Origin of the sequence: Pseudomonas sp. Eqa60, assembly GCF_018326405.1 — a bacterium.
Classification (GTDB): Bacteria; Pseudomonadota; Gammaproteobacteria; order Pseudomonadales; family Pseudomonadaceae; genus Aquipseudomonas; species Aquipseudomonas protegens.
The window spans coordinates 4,221,655-4,245,489 of sequence record NZ_AP024342.1 but is presented as its reverse complement, the minus strand read 5'-3'; the positions used below and the strand labels follow the sequence as shown (position 1 = coordinate 4,245,489).

The window sequence follows — 23,835 nt, the reverse complement described above, 5'->3', positions numbered from 1 at the left end:
ATCGCCCCCGGACTGCGCCTTGGCGCGGCCCGGGGACGCTCTATACCAAAGTCTATCCCGACAAAAATACTAGGACTTTGTCAGCGGCTTGGATTGGCGTAAACTGCGCCCACGTCTGCGAGGAACCACCATGAGCGCCATAACCATTACCGACGCCGCCCACGATTATCTGGCTGATCTGCTATCCAAGCAGAACACCCCGGGGATTGGCATCCGCATCTTCATCACCCAGCCAGGGACTCAGTACGCCGAGACCTGCATCGCCTATTGCAAGCCGGGCGAAGAGAAACCCGAAGACAAGGCCCTGGGCCTGAAAAGCTTCACCGCCTACATCGACGCCTTCAGCGAAGGTTTCCTCGATGATGCGGTGGTCGACTACGCCACCGACCGCATGGGCGGCCAGCTGACCATCAAGGCGCCCAACGCCAAGGTGCCGATGGTCAATGCCGACAGCCCGGTCAACGAGCGCATCAACTACTACCTGCAAACCGAGATCAACCCGGGGCTGGCCAGCCACGGCGGCCAGGTCAGCCTGATCGACGTGGTCGAGGACGGCATTGCCGTGTTGCAGTTCGGCGGCGGTTGCCAGGGCTGCGGCCAGGCCGACGTGACCTTGAAGGAAGGCATCGAGCGCACCCTGCTCGAGCGCATTCCGGAGCTCAAGGGCGTACGTGACGTCACCGACCACACGCAGAAAGAAAACGCCTACTACTAAGGCGTTCGCTGCGACTTGAAAAAACGGCGCCCCGTGAGCGCCGTTTTTTTATGCCCCCAAGCCAGCTCCCCCCAAAAGCCTCCGTAGGAGCCGGCTTGCCGGCGAAAGGGCCCTAGAGCCTTGCACCAATTCCCAGATCGCCTTCGCTGGCAAGCCTGCTCCCGCAAAGGGAGTCAAGGGCGGTAGAGGTGTGCGTGCCCGGCGCGGTACAGCGACGATTCGCTGAATGCATCCGTGGCCAGCACCCGGCCCACCAGGATCAGTGCCGTGCGCCGAAAACCCTTGGCCGCCACCTGATCGACGATGTCCGCCAGGGTTCCCAGGGCCCAGTCCTGATCCGGCCAGGTGGCGCGGTGCACCACTGCAATCGGGCAGTCTGCGCCGTAGTGGGGCAGCAACTCGGCAACGATCTTCGATAGGTGATTGACCCCCAGGTGGATGGCCATGGTGGCGCCGTGGGCCGCCAGGCTGGCGAAATCCTCGCCGACAGGCATCGCGGTCTTGTCCGCGTAGCGGGTAAGAATCACGCTTTGGGAGACGTCCGGCAGGGTCAGTTCGGCCCCCAGCAGGGCAGCGCAGGCGGCGGTGGCGGTGACCCCGGGGATGATCTCGAAGGGGATGCCCAGCTCCCGCAGGCAGCGGATCTGCTCGCCGATGGCGCCATACAGGCTCGGGTCGCCGGAATGCACCCGGGCCACGTCCTGGCCCCGGGCATGGGCCTGCTTGATGGCCTCGATGATCTGCTCCAGGTGCAGTTCGGCGCTATTGATCACCCGCTCCGCGCGGTGCCCGTCGAGCACTGCCTGGGGGACCAGGGAGCCGGCGTAGATGATCACCGGGCAACGATGGATCAGGCGCTGGCCCTTGACGGTGATCAGTTCCGGGTCGCCGGGGCCGGCGCCGATGAAATAGACAGTCATGGCTGTGTCCTGTGAAAAAAGGTCGGGAGCCGTGCTTCAGATGAAGATTGCTCATGATCGAAGGCGGGGATTATCGGGGATTCTACCGGGCGGCGACCAATGCCAGGGTGGCTTGGGCGTATTTTTGCCGGGGAACAAGCAGTGTGGCCGGGCCGGGTGACAGCTGTTCGGCCAGGGCCAGGGCGGCACTTTCGGCCACGCCGTAGCAGCCGGTACGTTCGAAGGCGATTTGCGAGCGGTGGCTCAGGCGCAGGGCAAAGGGGGCGAGCTGGCCGCTGCTGAAACAGGTCAGCGGCAGTTCCAGTTGCTCCGCCAGTTGCAGCAGGCCGGGTTCGTTGCGCTTGAGGTCGATGCTGGCCAGGGCCAGGACCTGCCGGGCCTGCCACTGGTGCGCCGCCAGGACCTGGTCGAGCAAGGCGCGCAGCGTGGTCACCGGGCAGCCTTTCTGGCAGCCCAGGCCGACCACCAGGGTCGGCGCTGCGCTTACTTCGATCATGCCGAGTACTGATCCGTGTTCCTGCGCCGGAACAACCAGGCGCTGATTAGCCCGAGGGCCAGCCAGAAGGCGGCGTTGGTCAACTGTGAGGCGATTTTGAATTGTGCCTCCAGTTCTTCCGGGGCCAGCATCGAATGCACTTCCGGTTGTGGCGCGCCGATCACGTGAGGCACGGCGATGATGGCCGCGCCCAGCAGTTTCAGCAGCCAGTTGCCGGCGAACACGATCAGGGCAAGGCCCACGGCGGTGGAGGCGGCGGTGCCGACCCACCAGATCTGCCGCTGTGCCAGGTCGGCTGCGGCGGTGCCTGGCAGTTCCGGCGGCAGGCCCAGGGTCGGCGCCAGGCAGAAGGTGGCGTAGCCGGCCAGGCCCCAGAGCAGCCCCTGGGACGTGCGGTTCGGCGCGCGCAGGGTGTAGAGGCCGGCCAGCATCAGGGCGAAGCCCACGGCCACCACCAGATTGCCTCCGGTGGTGGACAGCACACGCTGCCAGCCGTCTTCCGGCTCCCAGGCTTCGGCATCGTGGCTGTGGGCGGCCATGGCGCCTTCGGCGTGCTCATGGACTTCGGCCGCTGGGGCCTTTTCATAGGTTTCCGCCTGCAGGATCAACGGGGCGACCCAGAAGCTTTGCAGCAGGGTCAGCAGCAGGGCGGCCAAGAGGCCGGTGAAACCTGCGGTTTGCGCGATACGCTTGATCATGTCGGCAGGTCTCAATGGCAAGGGAAGGCGGCGCTGTGGCGGGTGTCGTGGGCCGCGTTGTGCACCGCCTCGATGTGGGAGAAGCCGGCGAAGTACACCAGGCACGCGCCGAGGATCGAGGCGCCGATGGCGGCCACCAGGCGCTGGCTCAGGGTGGAGGTCGTGCTGGCGGAGTGGCTGGTGCTGCTGATGATCGACATGGCGCTTCCCTCTGGAGTGTCAGCGGGGTAGAGGCGCAGGAAAACCCCGCGTGATGGCCACGCAGGGTTTGCAACAGCGCCCGCCCACCGCGGGTTGTTATGTAAGTGTTGCGGGCCGGTCTCCGGGCTTGCGAGGGGCAGGGCTGTGTCATGCCGTGCCGGCAAGTGTCGCCTTCCCATGCCTTGGCACAGTGGATCTGACACTTCGCTCGCTTACCGTTGCGGGGGCAGCACCGGACTGGCCACGGCTTTTGTAGTAAAGCACGTGATTCACCGGTTTCCCGTTTCACCCTGTAAGGGGCACCCGTAACAAGGTGTGTAGGAGATCATGGGCGGGGCAGGGGCGTCAATTGCCGTGACCGCTGCGCAGGTGTGCGCCGCGCTCGTGCAAGGTTCAATGGCCCTTTCGCCGGCAAGCCGGCTGCTACGGGCGCATTGTCGATTGACCGTCCCCCTGGCTCTGCGTAGCCTTGCGCTTTCGAGGTTCTTCGGCCACGGGTCGAAGCTAAGAAGGGAACGCGGTCGATGCCGCGGCTGCCCCCGCAACTGTGAAGGGTTCGATTGCTGCAAGGCCACTGCATGGGCGTCGACGACGCCGGTGGGAAGGCGCAGCAATCGCCGGTCCGACGACTGGCAAGCCCTCAGCCAGGAGACCTGCCTCGATCCAAGATTCTCACTACAACCGGGCGGGGTGATCCGGTGGCGAAATCTCCGCGCGCCCGGCGTTGCGGTTCTCGTCCCGTTTGCCCGCCTCCTTTTGCCAAAGGGCATCCGATGAAAACACTGGCCAAACTTCCCGTCACCATCGTCACCGGCTTCCTCGGCTCGGGCAAAACCACCCTGTTGCGGCACATGCTGGACAATGCCCAGGGCCGGCGCATTGCGGTGATCGTCAACGAATTCGGCGAACTGGGCATCGACGGCGAAATCCTCAAGCAATGCGCCATCGGCTGCACCGAGGAAGAGGCCAGCGGCCGAGTCTACGAGCTGGCCAACGGTTGCCTGTGCTGCACCGTGCAGGAGGAGTTCTTCCCGGTGATGCGCGAACTGGTGGCGCGCCGCGGCGACCTGGACCACATCCTCATCGAGACCTCCGGCCTGGCGCTGCCCAAGCCTCTGGTCCAGGCCTTCCAGTGGCCGGAAATCCGCAGTGCCTGCACCGTCGATGCGGTGATCACCGTGGTCGACAGCCCGGCCGTGGCCGCCGGCACCTTCGCCGCCTTCCCCGATCAAGTGGACGCCCAGCGCAAGCTCGACCCCAACCTGGACCACGAATCGCCGCTGCATGAGCTGTTCGCCGACCAGCTGTCCAGCGCCGACCTGGTGATCCTCAACAAGACCGACCTGATCAGCCCCGAAGACCTGGCCAAGGTGCGCCTGGAAGTGGCCGAGGAGCTGCCGCCGGCGGTCAAGGTCATCGAAGCCAGCAGCGGTCGCCTGCCCCTGGATGTGCTGCTGGGCCTGGGTGCCGGTTCCGAGGAACACATCGACGGCCGCCACAGTCACCACGACCATCACCATGACGGCGATGACGATCACGACGACCACGATCACGACGCCTTCGATTCCATCTCCATCGAGCTGCCCCAGGCCGACGAAAGCCTGCTGCTGGACGCCCTGACCCAACTGGTGGTCAAGCACGGCATCCTGCGGGTCAAGGGTTTCGCCGCCATCCCCAACAAGCCGATGCGCCTGCTGATCCAGGGCGTGGGCACCCGTTTCGACAAGCACTTCGACCGCAAGTGGGGCGCCGACGAGGCCCGTACCACGCGCCTGGTGCTGATCGGCCAGGAACTGGACGCCGCCCAGCTCGAAGCGCAACTGCGCGCCGCACTCAGCGTCTAAGCCATGCATCTGCTCAGGACCCAGCCCGGCGGTTTCGTGTCGGATGACAACATTGCCGACCTGGGACAAACCCCCGCCGAGCTGGTGATCCTGTGCAGCGGCGATTCCAGCCTGGCGCTGCTGGCGGACGCCGCCGAGCAATTGCCCGAGGACTACCCCAGCTTTCGCCTGGCCAATCCGATGCAGGTGCAGAACCACGCCTCGGTGGACCTGTATGTGGACCAGGTGCTGCGCCACGCCAAGGTCATCCTGATTTCCCTGCACGGTGGCATCGCCTACTGGCGCTACGGCGTCGAGCGGCTGGTGGAGCTGTCCCAGCGCGGGGTGCAGTTGATCCTGGTGCCGGGGGACGACCGCCCCGACCCGGAACTCGGCGACCTGAGCACCGTGGGCCCCATCGAGCGTGATCGCCTGTGGCAATACCTGCGCCAGGGCGGCCGCGATAACGCCTTGAACTTCTACCGCTGCCTGGCCAGCGGCCTGTTGGGGCGCGACTACCCCTGGAGCGAACCGCAGGCCCTGCCACGCACGGCGATCTACCACCCGCACAAAAGCCAGGCTGCCCTCAGTGACTGGCAGGCCGACTGGCAGCCGGGGCAAGCCGTGGCAGCGCTGCTGTTCTACCGCTCCCACCTGCAGGCGGCCAACACCGGCTTTATCGACCTGTTCTGCCAGCGCTTGCTGGCGGCGGGCCTCAACCCCTTGCCGATAGCGGTGGCCAGCCTCAAGGAGCCGGGCTGCCTGAGCCAGGTGGAAGACTGGCTGGATGAAACCGCGGCCGGGGTGATCCTCAACACCACCGGCTTTGCCCAGTCCAGCCCCGAAGCCCCGCACCTGCGGCCGTTCCGCCGCAATATCCCGGTGATCCAGGCGATCTGCGCCCAGGACAACGAACCGGGCTGGCGTGACAGCGAGCAGGGCCTGGGGCCGCGGGACCTGGCCATGCACATCGCCTTGCCGGAACTGGACGGGCGCATCATCAGCCGGCCCATCAGCTTCAAGGACCTGGCCTGGCGCAGCGAGCGCAGCCAGTCGGACGTGGTCTGCTATCGCGGCCAGCCCGAACGCATGGATTTCGTCGCCGAACTGGCCCGGCGCTGGGTCGAACTGGGGCGCCTGGACAACGGCCACAAACGCGTGGCCCTGGTACTGGCCAACTACCCGACCCGGGACGGGCGCATCGGCAACGGTGTAGGCCTGGACACCCCGGCGGCGGCGCTGAACATCCTCAAGGCACTGCACGCCGAAGGCTATCCGCTGCCGGCCGAACTGCCCGCCAGCGGCACCGAGTTGATCCAGCAGTTGCTGGGTGGGGTGAGCAACGACCTGGACAGCCTCGACCAGCGCCCCTGCCAGCAAAGCCTGGCCATGGCCGACTACCTGACGCTGTTCCAGGCCCTGCCCGAAGCCAACCGCCAAGCGGTGCTGGCGCGCTGGGGCACGCCGCAGCAGGACCCGATGTGCCGCAACGGGCGGATGATGATCGCCGGCCTGCGCTTTGGCCTGACCTTCGTCGGTATCCAGCCGGCCCGGGGTTACCAGGTGGACCCCAGCGCGGTCTACCACGACCCGGACCTGGTGCCGCCCCATGGCTACCTGGCGTTCTACTTCTGGCTGCGCCAGGCCTACGGCGCCCACGCGCTGATCCATGTCGGCAAGCACGGCAACCTGGAATGGCTGCCGGGCAAGGGCGTGGGCCTTTCCGAGCAATGCTGGCCGGATGCGCTGCTGGGGCCGTTGCCGAACATCTATCCCTTTATCGTCAACGACCCGGGGAGGGCGCCCAGGCCAAGCGCCGCACCCAGGCGGTGATCATCGATCACCTGATGCCGCCCCTGACCCGCGCCGAGACCTATGGCCCGCTGCGCAACCTGGAACTGCTGGCGGACGAATACTACGAAGCCCAGTTGCTGGACCCGCGCCGGGCCCGGGAGCTGCAGCGGGACATTCTCAAGCTGGTGCGCGAGACCCATATCGACCGCGAGCTGCAATTGGGCGAACAGCTCGACAGCGACGCCGACGCCGCGCTCTGGCTGCCGCGCCTGGACACCTACCTGTGCGACCTCAAGGAATCGCAGATCCGCGATGGCCTGCACCTGTTCGGCGAGTCCCCCGAGGGGCGCTTGCGCATCGACACCCTGCTGGCCCTGCTACGCATTCCCCGGGGCGACGGCAAGGGCGCCCATGCCAGCCTGCTGCGGGCCCTGGCCAAGGCTTTCGGCCTGGGCTTCGACCCCCTGGACTGTGCCCTGTCCGAGCCCTGGACCGGGCGCCGCCCGCCCGTGCTGCAACAGTTGAGCGAGGCGCTGTGGCGCACCGCCGGTGACGTTCGCGAGCGCCTGGAGCTCTACGCCGCCGGGTTGATCGAAGCGGCGCTGCAAGGGCCCGTCCCACAGCTGGACGAACCCGGCTGGGAGCCGGTGCAGAGCATCATCGACGGCCTGCGCGAGGTGGTCGCACCGCGTCTGGACGCCTGTGGCCCGGCGGAAATGCGCGGCCTGCTGGACGCCCTGAACGGGCGTTTCGTGCCTGCCGGCCCCAGTGGCGCGCCAAGCCGCGGGCGCCTGGACGTGCTGCCCACCGGGCGCAACTTCTACTCGGTGGATGTGCGCAACCTGCCCACCACCACCGCCTGGCGCATCGGTTTCCAGTCGGCCAACCTGATTCTCGAACGCCACTTGCAGGATCACGGCGACCACCTGCTGCAATTGGGCCTGTCGGTCTGGGGCACCGCCACCATGCGCACCGGTGGCGACGACATCGCCCAGGCCATGGCCCTGATGGGGGTACGCCCGGTGTGGGCCACCGGCAGCCAGCGGGTCGATGACTTCGAGATCCTGCCCCTGAGCCTGCTGGACCGGCCGCGGGTCGATGTGACCCTGCGTGTTTCCGGGTTCTTCCGCGATGCCTTCGCCAACCTGATCCGCCTGTTCGATGCGGCGGTGCAGGCGGTAGCGGCTCTCGATGAACCCGAGGACTTGAACCCGCTGGCGGCCAGGGTGCGTGCCGAGCGCGCGGCCCTGGAGGCGTCGGGGCTGGATGCCGACGCCGCCGCGCGCCAGGCCGGTTGGCGGATCTTCGGCGCCAAGCCGGGGGCCTATGGCGCCGGGGTCCAGGGCGCCATCGACGGTCGCCTGTGGCAGAGCCGCGAGGACCTGGCCGAGGTCTACCTGAACTGGGGTGGCTACGCCTATGGTGGCAGCGACGAAGGCACTGCCGCCCGCGAGCAGTTCGCCACCCGTCTGAGCCGGGTGCAGGCGGTGCTGCAGAACCAGGACAACCGCGAGCACGACCTGCTGGACTCCAACGACTACTACCAGTTCCAGGGCGGCATGCTGGCGGCGGTGGAAAGCCTCAGCGGCAACCAGGCCGCCAGCTACCACGGCGACCACAGCCAGCCGGACCTGCCGAAGATCCGTACCCTCAAGGAAGAACTGAACCGGGTCATCCGTTCCCGGGCGGCCAACCCGAAGTGGATCGAAGGGGTCAAGCGCCATGGCTACAAGGGCGCCTTCGAAATGGCCGCGACCCTGGACAACCTGTTCGCCTTCGACGCCACCACCGAACTGATCGACGATCACCAGTACGCCTTGCTGGCCGATGCCTATCTGCTCGATGGCTCGACCCGCGAGTTCGTCCGTCAGCATAATCCCCACGCCCTGCGCGACATGACCGAGCGCCTGCTGGAAGCTCAGCAGCGTGGCCTGTGGCAAGAGCCTGGCGATTATCGTGAAGCCCTGGAACACCTGCTGCTGGATATAGAAGAAGATTCCTGAGGCGGCGAGTGCTGCGCACTCGATCGCCAGCAAGCTCGCTCCTACAGGGCTGGCATTGCCGTTGTAGGAGCGAGCTTGCTCGCGAAAGCGTCCTGCGGACACCCCCCGACCCAAGCGAGACCCTGACATGAGCGACACCCCACATTTCCCGCTGTCCGCCGTGGTCGGCGCCGAAGCACTGAAACTGGCCCTGTGCCTGACCGCCATCGACCCGAAGATCGGCGGCGTGCTGATCGAAGGCCCACGGGGCATGGCCAAGTCGACCCTGGCCCGGGGCCTGGCGGACCTGTTGGCCAGCGGGCAGTTCGTCACCTTGCCCCTGGGCGCCACCGAAGAGCGTCTGGTGGGCACCCTGGACCTGGACGCCGCCCTGGGCCAGGGCCGGGCGCAATTTTCTCCGGGGGTACTGGCCAAGGCCGACGGCGGCGTGCTCTACGTCGATGAAGTCAACCTGCTGCCTGACCACTTGGTGGACCTGTTGCTGGACGTGGCCGCCAGCGGCACCAACCTGATCGAGCGCGACGGTATTTCCCACCGCCATTCGGCGAAGTTCGTGCTGATCGGCACCATGAACCCGGAGGAGGGCGAACTGCGTCCGCAACTGCTGGACCGTTTTGGCCTCAACGTCGCCCTCAGCGGCCAGCCCGCGCCCCAGGAGCGCGGGCAGATCATTCGCCGCCGCCTGGATTTCGACAGCGATCCCCAGGGCTTCTGCGCCCAGTGGGCCGAACCCCAGGCGGCATTGCGCGAGCGCTGCCAACAGGCGCGGGCCGCGCTGGCCAGCATCCCGCTGGACGACCAGGCCCTGGCGCTGATTACCGAGCGCTGCTTTGCTGCTGCCGTGGACGGCCTGCGCGCCGACCTGGTCTGGCTGCGCGCGGCCCGCGCCCATGCCGCCTGGCGTGGCGCCCCGGCGATTGCCGAGGAGGATATCGATGCCGTGGCCGAGTTCGCCTTGCGACACCGGCGGCGGGAGACACCGCCCAGCGCGCCACAGTCCGGGCAAAGCCCCCAGGCACCGGCGCCAGCCAACGCCAACCCCAGCGAAGGCCAGGGCCAATGGGGCGAAATGCCGGCCCAGGCCCTGCCCACCGGCGCCCGTCGTGAAGTGCCCAGCTGGCCAAAAAAGCCCTAGGCATCCGCCCCCGCACTGACCGGGGGGCGGATGCCAAGCCCCGGGCGGGGCACCTGGATCACGGCCGGCAAGGCAAAAGCCGCGAGGCCAGCGCCGGTTCGGTCAACTGGCCCGGCACCTTGCTCAAAGGCCGTCCACGGTTGCGTGCAGACCTGCTGTTTCGCTTGCGCAGCCGCTCGCCCCATGAGCTGTGGCTGGTGATAGTCGACGCGTCGGCCTCGACCCGCCGGCACAGCGCCCTGAGCGATGCCAAGGGCCTGCTGGCGCAACTGTTCGACGACGCCTACCGCCAGCGTGCACGCCTGGCCCTGCTCACTGCCAGCGGCCGTGCGCCGAGCTGGCAGGTCCAGGGCCTGAAGGCCTCCAGGGACCTGCGGCACTGGCTCGACGGCCTGGGTGCCGGCGGCGGCACGCCCTTGCCCCAAGCCCTGAACGAAGCGGCCCAGTGGCTGGAACAACGCCAACGGCGCCTGCCGGCGGAGCAGCAGCGCGTGCTGCTGATCACCGATGGCCGGCTGAAGAACCTGCCACCGCCCAGGCCCCTGAACTGCCCGACCTTGCTGCTCGACATCGAACGAGGCCCGATCCGCCTGGGCCGCGCCCGCGAACTGGCGACTCTCCTCAACGCTGTCTACCAGCATATCGACTGACTACCTCCCCGACACACCGCACATCCCCCGTAGGAGCTGGCTCGCCAGCGAAAGCGTCCGGCCTGGCGGTGCAAGTCTTCAAGGGCCTCTTCGCCGGCAAGCCGGCTCCTACAGGGATTTGCCTTGGCATGCCGGAGCGGGAAGCGGCTACGCTTTGCGCTGTCTTTCACAGGAGTGACTTCATGCGGGTACTGGTGCGTAACGACAAGGACGATTTCCGGGTCAAGGCCTATGCCGGAACCAACGGGGTGCTGCTGGCCATGGACCTGGATGCGTCGCGGCGCCAGGGCCTGTTGGGTTTTGCCATCGAAAAACAGACCGGCAGCAAGCCCTGGCTGTTTCTGTTCAACAGCCTGACTTTCCCCGGCAAGGCCCATACCTTCCCCCAATACAACGCCACCTCCAGCGATCAGGCGCCCCTGCAGAAATTCCGCTGGGCCGACTACGCGGTCAACCCCGGTGCCACCCTCAACTACCGGGTGCACCTGGCCTATGGCAGCCCGGACGCGCCGCAACTGGGCGAGTCCCTGCAGTTGAGCATCACCGCCGACAACGGCCAGCCTCCCGGCCAGCGGGTGATCTTCAACCGTGCGGTGGCTGCCAGCCAGGCGTTCTCGCGCAAGTTTCCCGAGCTCGATGCGTTGCTCAGCGCCAACAAGAACCTGCCCATCGAAAAGTGGCCGGACGCGCCCCGCCAGTGGCTGGAAAACGGCCTGCTGGAGGCGCTGCTGGGGTTCATTCAGCGCGCCACGGACGCCAGCTGGAGCCTGGACATCGCCATCTACGAGTACCAGTTGCAGGCGATCATCGATGCCGTCAACGCGGCTTTCGACCGCGGCGTACAGGTGCGGGTGCTGTACCACGCCGCCCCCGGCGATGCCGACACCACGATGAACCAGGCCAGCCTGCAGCACCTGCCCGAGGCCAATAAGTGCGGGCGGGTGACCCACGCGATCTTCCACGACAAGTTCATCGTCCTCGGCCGCCTCGACGCCGCCGGCCAGCGCCAGCCGCAATCGGTGCTGTGCGGCAGCACCAACTTCACCGCCAATGGTGTCTACCGTCAGGCCAACGTGTTGCACAGCCTCGACCACGTGGACATCGCCACGCGCTACCTGGAGGTGTTCGAGCAGGTCTGGGCGACGCCGGCGGATGTCGGCGCCACGCGCACCTGGCTGACCCGGAACAACCCGATGCAGCCGCAGGCGCCGCTGTTCGCCGGGTTTTCCCCGCGCAGCGGCCAGGGCGACCTCGCGGAGTTCGTCGATATCATCAACGGCGCCCGCCGCGACCTGCTGTTCGTCACCGCCTTCGCCTTGCCCGACAGCATTCTCGATGCCTTGCTCGGCCAGCCCCACGACGATGTGTTGCGCTACGGCCTGCAGAACACCGCCAGCCGCATCACCGGTTTTCACGCCGACCGCACGGCCGAGTTCGCCGCCACCGCCTTGCTCAACAATGGCCTGGAGGGCTGGCTCAAGGAGGGGCTCAAAGGCCAGAAGGGCAACCTGCTGGTGCACACCAAGGCCATCGTCACCGACTTCACCAGCGAGGCGCCGGTGATCATCAGCGGCAGTCACAACCTCAGCGTCGGCGCGAGCCAGAGCAATGACGAGAACTTCCTGATCATCCGCGGCGACACCGACCTGGCGGACCGCTACGGCCTGGAGCTGCTGCGGTTCTACGAACACTACCGCTTCCGCTACTTCGCCAGGCAACTGGCCCTCAAGCAGGTCCAGCCCCTGGCGGTGGACGACAGCTGGAGCAACGCCTACTACCTGGAAGGGGATCTGCGCCAGCTGTCGCGGCTGCGTTTTTCCGGGCGCTGACCGGGGCTGCGAGCAGCCGCCACAAGGTTGGACAGGGCGCGCCCGACTGGGTAGTTTTCACGGACCGCGCACAAGGACCCTGCCATGGCCCCGGACCTGACCTCCATCGAGCTGTTTCTCAAGGCCCTGACCCTGGGCAACCTGTCCCGGGCCGCCGAGCAGTCGCACCTGTCGCTGTCCGCCGCGAGCCGGCGCCTGTCGCTCCTGGAGCAGCATTTCAAGGTGGCGCTGCTGACCCGCACCTCCACCGGGGTATTGCCGACGGCGGCGGGGCAGGCCCTGGCCGAGCACGCGCGAAGCCTGCTGCGGGCGGTGGATGTGATGCACGCCGACCTGGCCGACTTCGCCAAGGGTGCCACCGGCCGGGTCAGCCTGTACGCCAACAGTTCGGCCATGAGCCAGGAACTGCCCCGGCAATTGACCCAGTGGAGCGACCTGCACCCGGGCATTCGCGTGGACATCCGCGAGGAGCGCAGCCGCGAGATCCTCCTGGCGGTGCGTGACGGCGTGGCCGATGTGGGCATCGTCACCACCCGGCCACGGGGCCAGGACCTGCATTTCATCCCTTATTGCCGCGACCGGTTGTGCCTGATCGTGCCCCAGGACCACCCGTTCAAGATGAGCCGCGCGCGCTTTCAGGACCTGTTGGGCTATGACTTCGTCGGCCTGGAGGACAACGCCGCGATCACTCCCCTGATCAGCGAGGCGGCCGCGGCGGTGAGCATGCCCTTGCGCCTGCGGGTGCAGGTGCGCAGCTTCGAGGCCGTGTGCCGGCTGATCGCCGCAGGGCAGGGCGTGGGGGTGCTGCCCCAGGGAGCGGTGCAGATCTTTCGCAAGGAGATGGCCTTGCGTTTTATCGAAATCGACGACCCCTGGGCCGACCGCCAGATGTACCTCTGCCGGCGCCAGGAACAGCCGTCCCTGGCCAGCCGCGAGCTGTTCGACTACCTGGCCGGTTGCGAGCAGGCCGCGGCAGCCGCGGGCTAGCCGCCGGTCATGGCAGGACTCTTCCCGCGTGCCTTCGAATTTTGCGAAGGCGGTTTCCATAATGAGCAATTCCCACTGATCCCGCGCTGTGGCCAGAATGGGCTCGCCCGTGCGCTTGACCTGCCTCCATAACAACAACACGTCAGACCAGGAGAGACGGCTTGTCCAGGATCAATCCCGCTGTAAAACCTCCCCATCGCATTGCGGTGATCGCCGGTGACGGCATCGGCCGCGAAGTGGTCCCCGAAGGCCTGCGTGTGCTGGAAGCCGTCAGCCGGCGCTTCGGCATCGCCTTGCAATTCGATCATTTCAACTGGTGCAGCGAGCACTACCAGGCCCATGGCAGCATGATGCCCGACGACTGGGCGCAGCAGATCGGTGGCCACGAGGCGATCTTCTTCGGCGCCGTGGGCGCGCCGGAGATCGTGCCCGACCATATTGCGGTCTGGGATTCGCTGCTGAAGATCCGCCGCCAGTTCGACCAGTACGTGAACATCCGCCCGGTGCGGCTGATGCCCGGGGTGCCGTGCCCGCTGGCCGGGCGGGCGCCCGGGGACATCGATTTCATCGTGGTGCGGGAAAACACCGAGGGCGAGTATTCCAGCGTCGGCGGGCGCATGTGGGAGGGCACCCCGCGGGAGATTGCCCTGCAGGAGTCGGTGTTTTCCCGCCATGGTGTGGACCGGGTGGTGAACTACGCCTTCGAACTCGCCAGCCGCCGGCCCCGGCGCAACCTGGTGGCGGCCACCAAGTCCAACGGCATCGCCATCACCATGCCGTTCTGGGACGAACGGGTGGAGGCGCTGGCCCAGGCCTACCCTCAGGTCGCGACCCGCAAGTTCCACATCGACATTCTCTGCGCGCACTTCGTCCAGCACCCGGACTGGTTCGACGTGGTGGTGGCCTCCAACCTGTTCGGCGACATCCTCTCCGACCTGGGCCCGGCCTGCACCGGCACCATCGGCATTGCGCCCTCGGCCAACCTCAACCCGGAGCGCCTGTACCCCTCGCTGTTCGAGCCGGTGCATGGTTCGGCGCCGGATATCGCCGGTCTCGGCGTGGCCAATCCGATCGGCCAGATCTGGTCGGCGGCCCTGATGATCGAACACCTGGGGCAGGGCGATGAACTTTACCAGCGGGCCGCGGCGGCGATTGTCGAAAGCATCGAGACGGTGCTCGCCGAAGGGCCGCGCACCCGGGAAATGGGCGGCACCGCCAGCACCGTGGAAGTCGGGCGGGCGATTGCCGAGTGTCTGGCTGGAAACAGGAGCTGAACAGATGACCCTCGAACACTACATCGACAACCAATGGCAAGCCTCATCCTGGGCCGAAGACATTCCGGTGCAGGACCCCAGTACCGGCATCAGCTATGCGCGTATCGCCCGGGGCACCGCCGAGGACATCGACCTGGCGGTGCAGGCCGCGCAACGGGCCCTGGGGGACAACTTCGACGGGCCCTGGGGCAGCCTTTGCGCCCTGGAGCGTGGGCGCCTGCTGGCCCGCCTGGGCCAGGCGGTGCTGGAGCACCATGAAGAGCTGGCGCAGATCGAAGCCCGGGACACCGGCAAGGCACTCAAGGTGGCCCGCGCCGACGCCACCGCCCTGGCGCGCTATTTCGAGTACTACGCCGGGGCCGCCGACAAGCTCCACGGCGAGACCTTGCCCTATCAGGCCGGTTACACCGTGCTCACGGTGCGCGAGCCCCATGGCGTTACCGGGCACATCATTCCCTGGAACTACCCGATGCAGATCTTCGGCCGCAGCGTCGGCGCCGCCCTGGCGGCGGGCAATGCCTGCGTGGTCAAGCCCGCCGAGGACGCCAGCCTGTCGCTGCTGAGGCTGGCGGAGCTGGCGGCCCAGGTCGGCTTCCCGGCGGGCAGCCTGAATGTGGTCAGCGGCTATGGCCACGAAGCCGGTGCCGCGTTGTGCGCCCATCCTGGCGTCGCGCATATCTCGTTCACCGGTTCCACCGGCACCGGCGCCCTGGTGGCCAAGGCGGCGGCCGAACGGCATTGCCCGGTAACCCTGGAGCTGGGCGGCAAGTCGCCGCAGATCGTCTTCGCCGATGCCGATGTGGAGCGGGCGCTGCCCGTGCTGATCAACGCCATCGTGCAGAACTGCGGCCAGACCTGTTCCGCCGGCAGCCGCCTGCTGGTGCAGCGCAGCCTGTATGAACCGCTGCTGGAACGCCTGGCCCAGTGCTTTGGCCAACTGCGCGCCGGGCCCTCGGAGCTGGACCTGGACATGGGCCCGTTGATCAACCAGAAACAGCTGCGCCAGGTCCGGGAGTTCGTCCGCGAGGCCGAGGCCGCCGGTATCCCGGTGGCGGCGCGTGGGCAGGTGGTGGCCGAGGCCGGCAGCGGCGGCTACTTCCACGAAGCGGTGCTGTTTCGCGATGTGCCGCCAGACAGTCGCCTGGCCCGGGAGGAAGTGTTCGGTCCGGTGCTGGCGGTGATGCCCTTCGAGGACGAGGCCGAGGCCATTGGCCTGGCCAACGACAGCGCCTTCGGTCTGGTGGCCGGGGTCTGGACCCGGGACGGCGCGCGTCAGTTGCGCATGGCTCACAAGCTGCGCTGTGGCCAGGTGTTCATCAACAACTACGGCGCCGGTGGCGGCGTCGAACTGCCCTTTGGCGGGGTCAAGGCCAGCGGTTATGGCCGGGAGAAGGGCTTCGAGGCGCTGCTGGGTTTTACCGCCTTGAAGACCATCGCCATTCGTCACGACTGAGGGCCGCCACTACGGCGGCCAATAACAACAAAAACAGGAGTCACTAGCATGCGTCTAGCCCATAAAACTGCCATCGTCACCGGCGCCGGTTCCGGCTTTGGTGAAGGCATCGCCAAGACCTTCGCCCAGCAGGGCGCCCGGGTTGTAATCGCCGACATGAACGCCACGGGCGGCCAGCGGGTGGCGCAGGAAATCCGCGATGCCGGCGGCCAGGCCCACTTCATCGAGGTCAACGTGGCCCAGGACGCCAGCGTTGCCGCGCTGCTGCGCAACACCCTGGAGCAATACGGCGGCCTGGACATCGTGGTCAACAACGCCGGCACCACCCACCGCAACCGGCCGATGCTGGAAGTGGACGAGGCCGAGTTCGACCGGGTGTTTGCGGTCAACGTCAAAAGCATCTTCCTCAGCGCCAAGCACTTCGTGCCGCATTTCCGTGGCCAGGGCGGCGGGGTGTTCATCAACATCGCCTCCACGGCGGCGATCCGGCCGCGTCCGGGGCTGGTCTGGTACAACGGCAGCAAGGGCGCGGTGGTGGTGATGAGCAAGACCATGGCCGCCGAGCTGGGGCCGGACAACATCCGCGTCAACTGCGTCAACCCGGTGGTGGGCGCCACGGCCCTGCTCAGTGAGTTCATGGGGGTGCCGGACACCCCGGAAAACCGCCAGAAGTTCATGGCCACCATTCCCCTGGGGCGCTTCTCCACCCCCCAGGATGTGGCCAACGCCTGCCTGTACCTGGCCTCTGACGAGGCGGCCTTCATCACCGGCACCTGTCTGGAAGTGGATGGTGGACGTTGCGTCTGATGATCTGTAAAACCCTCCAGGCCAGAGCCCCGGCGCGCGTGATCCGCGCTTCGTGTAGCCGCTGCCGCAGGCTGCGAACGGCCCGCAGGGCCGCAAGGTTCCAGGGGGCGCCGGGGCTTGACGGTTGATCGCCAGGCAAGGCCACGCGAGCATTTTCGCCCGTTTCAACCCAATCAATGGAGTGCATTCGACATGTGTGGGATCGAGAACGACAAGAACCACCCCAATACCCGGCAACTGCTTGAAGGCCTGCCAAAGAACTGGGGCAAGTGGGGCCCGGACGACGAAGTCGGTGCCCTCAACTACCTGCAACAGGCCGAGGTACTGCGGGGCGTGGCGGCCGTGCGCCAGGGCAAGACCTTCACCCTGCAAGTGCAGATCGGCCATCCCGGCGGCGACCCGATGTGGCCGGCACGCAACCCGTCGATGCGTTTCAATACCCTGGACCGCAGCCACTATCAGGCCGGCAAGCAGCCCTCCATGACCGGTGGCGCCGAGTACTGCGACGACGTGATCTTCATGCAGCTGCAGGGCTCGACCCAGTACGACGCCCTGGGCCATGCCTGGTACGACAACCAGCTGTGGAACGGCTACGACGCCAGCAGCACTGTCGGCGGCATGGCCAAGGCCAGTGTGTTGCCGATTGCCGAGCGCGGCGTGGTGGGCCGTGCGGTGCTGATCGACATGGCCCGGCACCGCGGCAAGAAGTACCTGGGGCGCGGCGAGACCTTCAACCACCTGGACCTGCTGGCCGCTGCCCAGGCCCAGGGCGTGGCCATCGAGAAGCGCGACATCCTCATCATCCGCACCGGTTCCATGGGCGCCTTCTACGAGTACGGCAAGACCGAGTTCTTCAAGGACCTGGTGGAACCCGGGCTGACCTACAGCCGGGAACTGGTGGACTGGTTCAACCAGATGGAGATCCCCAATCTGGTCACCGACACCATCGCCAACGAGGTGATCACCGACCCGGTGTCCGGGGTGCAGATTCCCCTGCATTGCGCGCTGATGCGCAACCTGGGGATCGCCTTCACCGAGATCGTGCTGCTTGAAGAACTGGCCGAGGATTGCGCCGCCGATGGCCAGTGGACCTTCCTCTACACCGCCGCGCCGCTGAAGATCGTCGGCGGCAGCGGAGCGCCGGTGAACCCCATCGTCATCAAGTAACCGCTGTTTGCTGGTGGCGAGGCAGGCGCAGGGTTTATCCTGCGCCCCCTCACCAAGACCGATAGGGATCATCGACCGATCATGCATGACGATTCACATTCGCCGGACTGCAGCTGCTGCCTGGATCACGCCAATGCCCATCAGGGCGTGCTCGATACCCTGGGGTTGATGGCCGACCACCCCGAGGCCAGCGAGGACGACATCGTCCAACTGCTGCAGGCGCGTGGCTACTCGGCCATCGCCGCGGAAAAACTCAACGCCTTCGTGCCATCGGCCCTGGCCTGGATCGTGCTCAAGCGCCTGGGGGTGAAACACCTGCCCAACCACTTCATCGCCCTGGATGAGAAGGGTGAGGAGGTCCGGGTTCCAGTGGCCGGCCAGCACTATTTCACCGCCGCGCTGACCCTGGCCTACAACACCTTTGAAAACGGCTGGAGCGAGGTCCTGCCGCGCAAGACCTACGAAATGGTGGCTGGCCGCAGCGCTGAAATGGCCATGGCCAACGAGGCGCTGTATGCCGGGGAATCTTTGCAGGGCTCCACTCTGGAACCCTTGCAGCTGCTGCGCCTGGATGCCCAGGCCGCGCTGACCTGAGCACCTGGCGCAACACTACCTACACTGATGGGCAGTCACCCCGGCCGAGGGCCCTTGCGTATGCGGGCCGCTGGCCGGGACCACCCGCCTTCAGTACAGGAGAACCCCCATGAACCATGAATCCGTTTGCATCGTCGCGGCGGCCCACACCCGCTTTGGCCGCCTCGATGGCAGCCTGGAAGACCTGATTGTCCAGGTCACCCGCGACGTGCTGGTGGACGCCGCCATTGACGCCGGGGCGATCGATGCGCTGTTTCTCGGCCAGTTCAACTCCGGGCTGGTGCCTGATGGTTTTCCCGCGTCCCTGATGCTCCAGGCCGACCCGCAGTTGCGCTTCAAGCCGGCCACCCGCTGCGAAAACGCTTGTGCCTCCGGCTCGGCGGCGATCCAGGCCGGGATCAACGCGATCCGCAGCGGCGCCGCCGAACTGGTGCTGGTGGTGGGGGCGGAAAAGATGACCGGCAACAGCACCGCCGAGGTCACCCGGGCCCTGGCCGGGGCCGGCTACCAGAACGACCCGCAAGAGGCCGGCCTGAGCTTTGCCCAACTGTTCGGCCAAGTGGCCCAGCGCTACACCGAGCGCTACCAGAGCCCCCTGGCTGCCATGGCGGCGATTGCCGTGAAGAACCACGCCAACGCCATGGCCAACCCCCTGGCGCAGATGCATCGGGCCATGGATTTTGCCCACTGCAACAGCGTTTCGCCCGGCAACCCGCTGATCGCCGAGCCCCTGCGCCTGACCGACTGTTCGCTGATCAGCGATGGCGCGGCGGCGATCCTCCTCGCGTCGCCGCGCCGGGCCCGGGAGTTCCGCCGTGAAGTGGCGATCCGCGCCCTGAGCCAGGTGAACGACTTCCTGCCCATGGCGCGCCGCGACGTGCTGGCCTTCGAAGGCCCGCAACTGGCGATCCAGGGCGCCTTGCACGAAGCCGGCCTGGGCCTGGACGACCTGGCGTTCGCCGAAGTCCACGATTGCTTCACCATCGCCGAACTGCTGATCTACGAAGCCATGGGCCTGGCGCCCAAGGGCGAAGGCCATCGAGCCCTGGACGAAGGCTGGGTGAATGCCGACGGGCGCCTGCCGGTGAACCTCTCCGGCGGGCTCAAGGCCAAGGGACATCCGGTGGGCGCCACCGGTGTGTCGATGCATGCCCTGGGCTTTCGCCAGTTGACCGGCGAGCCCATTGGCCTCGCCGCGCGCTCGCCGGAGTTCGGCCTGCTGTTCAACATGGGCGGCATGGCGGTGGCCAACTACGCCTCGGTGTTGCAGGCCGTGAGGGTGTAAGGGGTTCCGGCCACGCCGGCGTTCAGAGTGCCGGCGTAGCGCCCAGGGGCCCCCAGTCCAGTCTGCGGGCCACTCTCCAGTACCCCGGTTCCTGGCACATGCCAACGTAGAAGGGTTTATGAGCGAGCAATGGCTTTGGCGGCTTGTGGGTCACTTTGCTGTCGCGCACCTTGATGCAGTAGCGGGTGTAGTTGCGGATCTGGTTGAGGCTGACGTCGATCAGGTCCTGGGGGCAGATCAGCAGTGCATCACCGAACAAGAACTGCTGGAATCCCTGGATCTCCAGGCGGCCCTGAGGGCTGAGTCGGGTTTTCCACATCAGCGGGTCGAGGTCCTGTAGCTCAAACTCCTGCTGCACCGAGTAGCGTTCCACGGCTCCCTGGCGAACCTCCAGGCCGCCTGCGGCCTTGTAGGTGATCTGGCTCATGGCCCCGGGCAGCATCAGCAGGAAGGTGCAGGCCATCAACAGTGCGCAGGCTACCGAGTAGGCGATGCGTTTGTAGAGGTCCGCGTTGAGGCAGTAGAAAATCACGACGGGTAGCAGGGTAAAGGCCAGCACCAGCAGGTTCAGGATTGCCGGGAAATGGGGAGCTTCACTCAGCACCTCGTTGCTATAGGCATTGAGCAGCAACAGGCTGGGAAAGACTCCCGATATCACCGTGCTGGTCAGGCAGAAGGTGATGAGGTAGGTAAAGCCGATCCTTGAGGCCCGTGTCGCCTTGCCTGGTTTGTTCACGTTGCTGTCGAGCACCTCCTTGAAGGCCGGGCGCGAGAGCACCCCCCAGCAGGCGAGCAGCACCAGTGTCACCACCAGCAGTATGGCCAGGCCCGGATCAAGCCATTCGCTGAGGTAGTAGCTGATCAGAATGAAGCCGCCAAAGCCCGCCAAGACCGGCAGGGTCAGCCATACCACGACGTTCTTCAGGTGTTCGGGCGTTGAGTGGAACAAGCTGCACGCCAGTCCGAAGAGCAAGGTGGTGGTGGCCAGCAGTATCAGATAGAGCACCATCAGTACCAGCACGATGACCAGCCACACCGCCAGCGCCGATTTGGCATCAATGGCGGCCATGAACAGGTCGGTGCGGCCTATTGCACGGGTGTACAGGTACAGGCTCAGCAGGCCCTGGCCGGCTGCGCCCAGTCCGATGAGGGTGCCGATCGGTCCCCAGTACGTGAGCACGCGCTTGAAATTTCTCCTGAACACTTCTTCAAAGGCGGGTCCTGCGACTTGCATGTGGGCACTCCCTGGCGACGTTGATGGCGCGGGAGTAGAGCAAGACCTCACGGGCTGTGTCGATGCTTTTGCACGCTGGCCCGCTGGCAACCGCGCCCTCCCTGGCGCGTTCCTGCATCATCGCGGGTATACCGCCCGGCCATGAACCCGCCCCTTGCGCCCCGCCGTCAGGCGATAGGCGATTCCCAGCCAGATAAACCACGCCGGCATCACGCACAGCGCCAGGCGGGTGTCCGGGCGCAGGGCCAGCAGGCACAGGACAAACAGCAGGAAGGCCAGGGCAAACCAGGCCATGGGCACGCCGCCGGGCATCTTGTAGCGCGAGCGGGCGTGCAGTTGTGGGTGCTTTTTGCGGTAGGCGATGTAGGACGCGAGGATGGTCGACCAGGTGAAGATCACCAGGATCGCCGACACCGTGGACACCAGGGTGAAGGCGGTCATCACCTCGGGAACCACGTACAGCAGCAACACCCCCAGCAGCATCAGCAGGGTGGTGAAGCTCAGGCTGATGACCGGCACGCTCTGGCCCGACAGGCGCTTGAACAGGCGCGGCGCATTGCCCTGGTCGGCGAGGCCGAAGAGCATGCGGCTGGCCGAGAACACGCCGCTGTTGGCCGAGGAAGCGGCGGAGGTCAGCACCACGAAGTTGACGATGCCCGCCGCCGCCGGGAAGCCGGCAATCAGGAACAGCTCGACGAACGGGCTCTTGTTCGGCGACACCTGCTGCCAGGAGGTCACGGCGATGATGCAGGCCAGGGCCAGCACGTAGAACAGGATGATCCGCAGCGGTATGGCATTGATGGCCTTGGGCAGGGTGCTGTGAGGGTCGCGGGTTTCCGCGGCGGCGGTGCCGATCAGCTCGGTGCCGGCGAAGGAGAAGATCGCCATCTGGAACCCGGCGAAGAAGCCCAGCAGGCCGTGGGGAAAGGCCGCTTGCCGGTCCAGCAGGTGGCCCAGCGAGGCGGTCACGCCCGAGGGCGAGACGAACGAACTGGCGATCAGCACCAGGCTGACGCCGATCAGGGTGACCACGGCGATGATCTTGATGATGGCGAACCAGAACTCCACTTCGCCGAACAGCCGCACCGTGAGCACGTTGAGGGCGAACAGCGTCAGCATCATGCTGACCGCGGGCATCCAGGCCGGCACCCCGGGGAACCAGTACTGGAAGAAACCGCCCACCACCACGGCGTCGCCCACCACCGCCACGCTCCAGCTCAGCCAGTAGGACCAGCCGAGAAAAAACGCCGCGCGCGGCCCCAGGTAGGCGCCGGCAAAGTCGGCGAAGCTCTTGAATTGCAGGTTCGACAGCAGCAGCTCGCCCATGGCGCGCATCACCAGGTACACGAACAGGCCGATGATCATGTAGATCAGGATGATCGAGGTACCGGACATGGCGATGATCTTGCCCGAGCCCATGAACAGCCCGGTGCCGATGGCGCCGCCCATGGCCATGAGCTGGATATGACGGTTATGCAGGGTGCGTTGCAGCACGGGGCGCGCAGGGGCCCCGAGGGTATCTGGAGTCATCACAAAACCTCTTGATTTTATAGTTGTCGAGTTTTGGCAGTGCAGGGTGGCTGGGGCTGCGCGCTGTGGTTGTAGGTCGGGGTGGCGCAACCGGTTCGGGTTGGGCCGCTGCACAGGGGCACGGGGCGTTTTCCCGTGCAGCGGCCATGGGGGTATTGCCTCAGCCGCTGGCCAGCCGGCGCGGGGCGCCTGTGGCGGCGTCGGGGCCCTGGCCGATCAGTTGGTACAGGTCCTTGATGTTGGCCGGGGTCGGCACCAGGTGGATCCGCTCGCCAATGCCGTGTTCGCGCGCCTGGTCGTGCAGGTAGCGCAGGGACGAGAAGTCCTCCAGGGCAAAGCCCACCGAGTCGAACACCGTGACCTGCCGGGCATGCTCGCGGCCCGGTTCCAGGCCCTGGGCGATGCGGAAGTATTCGGTCACCGCAAAGTCCGCCGGCAACTGCTGGATATCACCCTCGATGCGCGTTTGCGGCTCGAACTCGACGATCACCCGGGCATTGCGCAGGATCTCTGCGTGCAGCTCGGTCTTGCCCGGGCAGTCGCCGCCCACCGCATTGAGGTGCATGCCGGGCTCGATCAGCTCCGGGGTGAGGATGGTGGCGTAGGCCTTGTCCGCGGTCACCGTGGTGACGATGTCGGCGCCCTTGACCGCATCGGCCACCGACTCGGCGATGCGCACCTTCAGGCTCGGCCAGGCTTGCAGGTTGTGCTTGAGCTTGCGGGAGGAGGCCGGGTCGATGTCGAAGATCCGCAGCTCGTCGATGCCGAGCATGTCGTGGAAGGCGATGGCCTGGAACTCGCTCTGGGCGCCATTGCCGATCAGCGCCATGGTTCGGCTGTCCGGGCGCGCCAGGGCACGGGCCACCAGGGCCGAGGTGGCGGCGGTGCGTACCGCGGTGGTCAGGGTCAGTTCGCTGAGCAGCACCGGGTAGCCGCTGTCCACCTCGGCCAGCACGCCGAAGGCCATGACCGTGAGCAACTGTCGGGCCGGATTGCCAGGGTGGCCGTTGACGTACTTGAAGGCGTAATGCTGGCCATCGTCGGCGGGCATCAGTTCGATGACTCCGGTGGGCGAGTGGTTGGCGGTGCGCGGGGACTTTTCGAAGGCTTGCCAGCGCAGGTAGTCGGCCTGGATATAACCGGCCATTTCACGGATCGCCCTGGCGACACCCAGGCGCTTGTACAGCGCCGCTGCCTGATCCACATCGATAAACAAGGTCATGGTGATTTCCCTCTCGGT

Annotated in this window: 19 protein-coding genes, 1 pseudogene and 2 riboswitches; of the genes and pseudogenes, 13 read left to right on the top strand and 7 right to left on the bottom strand. The window is 66.5% G+C overall.

The features are described from left to right. The first annotated feature begins 130 nt into the window (after nt 1–130). Nucleotides 131–715, top strand: a complete 585-nt coding sequence (nfuA, locus tag KI242_RS19130) for a Fe-S biogenesis protein NfuA (RefSeq protein WP_011061936.1) — start codon at nt 131–133, stop codon at nt 713–715. Nucleotides 716–888: 173 nt separating this feature from the next. Here nfuA and cobM read toward each other — a convergent pair whose 3' ends face one another. From cobM to KI242_RS19110, 4 genes are all read right to left on the bottom strand, one after another. Continuing rightward, nucleotides 889–1,635: a precorrin-4 C(11)-methyltransferase gene (gene cobM / locus KI242_RS19125; RefSeq protein ID WP_103289998.1), complete on the bottom strand. Its 747-nt coding sequence runs from the start codon at nt 1,633–1,635 to the stop codon at nt 889–891. Between the two features lie 82 nt (nt 1,636–1,717). Beyond that, nucleotides 1,718–2,131 carry a cobalamin biosynthesis protein gene (locus tag KI242_RS19120; protein ID WP_011061934.1) on the bottom strand — a complete coding sequence of 138 codons (414 nt, stop codon included), beginning with the start codon at nt 2,129–2,131 and terminating at the stop codon, nt 1,718–1,720. After that, a complete protein-coding gene (locus KI242_RS19115) occupies nt 2,128–2,829 on the bottom strand; it encodes a CbtA family protein (protein WP_041118891.1) in 702 nt (233 codons plus the stop codon). The genes KI242_RS19120 and KI242_RS19115 overlap by 4 nt, the downstream gene beginning before the upstream one ends. Nucleotides 2,830–2,840: 11 nt before the next feature. Continuing rightward, on the bottom strand, nt 2,841–3,029 hold the full coding sequence (locus tag KI242_RS19110; RefSeq protein WP_011061932.1) for a CbtB-domain containing protein: 189 nt from the start codon (nt 3,027–3,029) through the stop codon (nt 2,841–2,843). A gap of 95 nt (nt 3,030–3,124) precedes the next feature. Further along, nucleotides 3,125–3,352: riboswitch (cobalamin riboswitch) on the bottom strand. Between the two features lie 141 nt (nt 3,353–3,493). After that, nucleotides 3,494–3,706, top strand: a riboswitch (cobalamin riboswitch). A 97-nt stretch (nt 3,707–3,803) separates the two neighbouring features. On the opposite strand from KI242_RS19110, the gene cobW reads away from it, so the two are divergent. The 12 genes and pseudogenes from cobW (at nt 3,804) to KI242_RS19050 (ending at nt 19,831) form a co-directional block, all read left to right on the top strand. After that, nucleotides 3,804–4,874 (top strand): cobalamin biosynthesis protein CobW, encoded by a 1,071-nt coding sequence (gene cobW, locus KI242_RS19105; RefSeq protein ID WP_011061931.1) that lies wholly within the window; start codon nt 3,804–3,806, stop codon nt 4,872–4,874. A 3-nt stretch (nt 4,875–4,877) separates the two neighbouring features. Next, nucleotides 4,878–8,650: pseudogene (cobN, locus tag KI242_RS19100) on the top strand (cobaltochelatase subunit CobN). Between the two features lie 127 nt (nt 8,651–8,777). Next, a complete protein-coding gene (locus tag KI242_RS19095) occupies nt 8,778–9,785 on the top strand; it encodes an ATP-binding protein (protein WP_041752348.1) in 1,008 nt (335 codons plus the stop codon). Nucleotides 9,786–9,838: 53 nt separating this feature from the next. After that, on the top strand, nt 9,839–10,435 hold the full coding sequence (locus KI242_RS19090; protein ID WP_026020114.1) for a VWA domain-containing protein: 597 nt from the start codon (nt 9,839–9,841) through the stop codon (nt 10,433–10,435). 182 nt (nt 10,436–10,617) lie between these two features. Further along, the gene (locus KI242_RS19085) at nt 10,618–12,264 is read left to right on the top strand and encodes a phospholipase D-like domain-containing protein (protein WP_212805451.1); all 1,647 of its coding nucleotides are present in this window, start codon (nt 10,618–10,620) and stop codon (nt 12,262–12,264) included. Nucleotides 12,265–12,348: 84 nt separating this feature from the next. Beyond that, complete coding sequence (locus tag KI242_RS19080; RefSeq protein WP_065364340.1) at nt 12,349–13,251, top strand: LysR family transcriptional regulator; 903 nt, start codon at nt 12,349–12,351, stop codon at nt 13,249–13,251. 161 nt (nt 13,252–13,412) lie between these two features. Beyond that, nucleotides 13,413–14,525 carry a tartrate dehydrogenase gene (locus KI242_RS19075; protein WP_210483745.1) on the top strand — a complete coding sequence of 371 codons (1,113 nt, stop codon included), beginning with the start codon at nt 13,413–13,415 and terminating at the stop codon, nt 14,523–14,525. A 4-nt stretch (nt 14,526–14,529) separates the two neighbouring features. Further along, the gene (locus tag KI242_RS19070; protein ID WP_077934423.1) at nt 14,530–15,978 is read left to right on the top strand and encodes an aldehyde dehydrogenase family protein; all 1,449 of its coding nucleotides are present in this window, start codon (nt 14,530–14,532) and stop codon (nt 15,976–15,978) included. A 48-nt stretch (nt 15,979–16,026) separates the two neighbouring features. Beyond that, nucleotides 16,027–16,785 (top strand): SDR family oxidoreductase, encoded by a 759-nt coding sequence (locus KI242_RS19065; RefSeq protein WP_011061923.1) that lies wholly within the window; start codon nt 16,027–16,029, stop codon nt 16,783–16,785. A gap of 192 nt (nt 16,786–16,977) precedes the next feature. Beyond that, entirely contained in the window at nt 16,978–17,952 is a 975-nt protein-coding gene (locus KI242_RS19060; protein WP_053159283.1) for a cyclase family protein, read from the top strand. Nucleotides 17,953–18,033: 81 nt separating this feature from the next. After that, complete coding sequence (locus KI242_RS19055; protein ID WP_072449957.1) at nt 18,034–18,546, top strand: hypothetical protein; 513 nt, start codon at nt 18,034–18,036, stop codon at nt 18,544–18,546. A 109-nt stretch (nt 18,547–18,655) separates the two neighbouring features. Continuing rightward, entirely contained in the window at nt 18,656–19,831 is a 1,176-nt protein-coding gene (locus KI242_RS19050; RefSeq protein WP_015636069.1) for an acetyl-CoA acetyltransferase, read from the top strand. Nucleotides 19,832–19,853: 22 nt separating this feature from the next. On the opposite strand, the gene KI242_RS19045 is transcribed toward KI242_RS19050, so the two are convergent. From KI242_RS19045 to KI242_RS19035, 3 genes are all read right to left on the bottom strand, one after another. Beyond that, entirely contained in the window at nt 19,854–21,065 is a 1,212-nt protein-coding gene (locus tag KI242_RS19045; protein ID WP_019094340.1) for a hypothetical protein, read from the bottom strand. Between the two features lie 117 nt (nt 21,066–21,182). Further along, on the bottom strand, nt 21,183–22,595 hold the full coding sequence (locus KI242_RS19040) for an amino acid permease (RefSeq protein WP_212805450.1): 1,413 nt from the start codon (nt 22,593–22,595) through the stop codon (nt 21,183–21,185). A gap of 160 nt (nt 22,596–22,755) precedes the next feature. Next, nucleotides 22,756–23,817, bottom strand: a complete 1,062-nt coding sequence (locus tag KI242_RS19035) for an ornithine cyclodeaminase (protein WP_212805449.1) — start codon at nt 23,815–23,817, stop codon at nt 22,756–22,758. Nucleotides 23,818–23,835 lie beyond the last annotated feature (18 nt).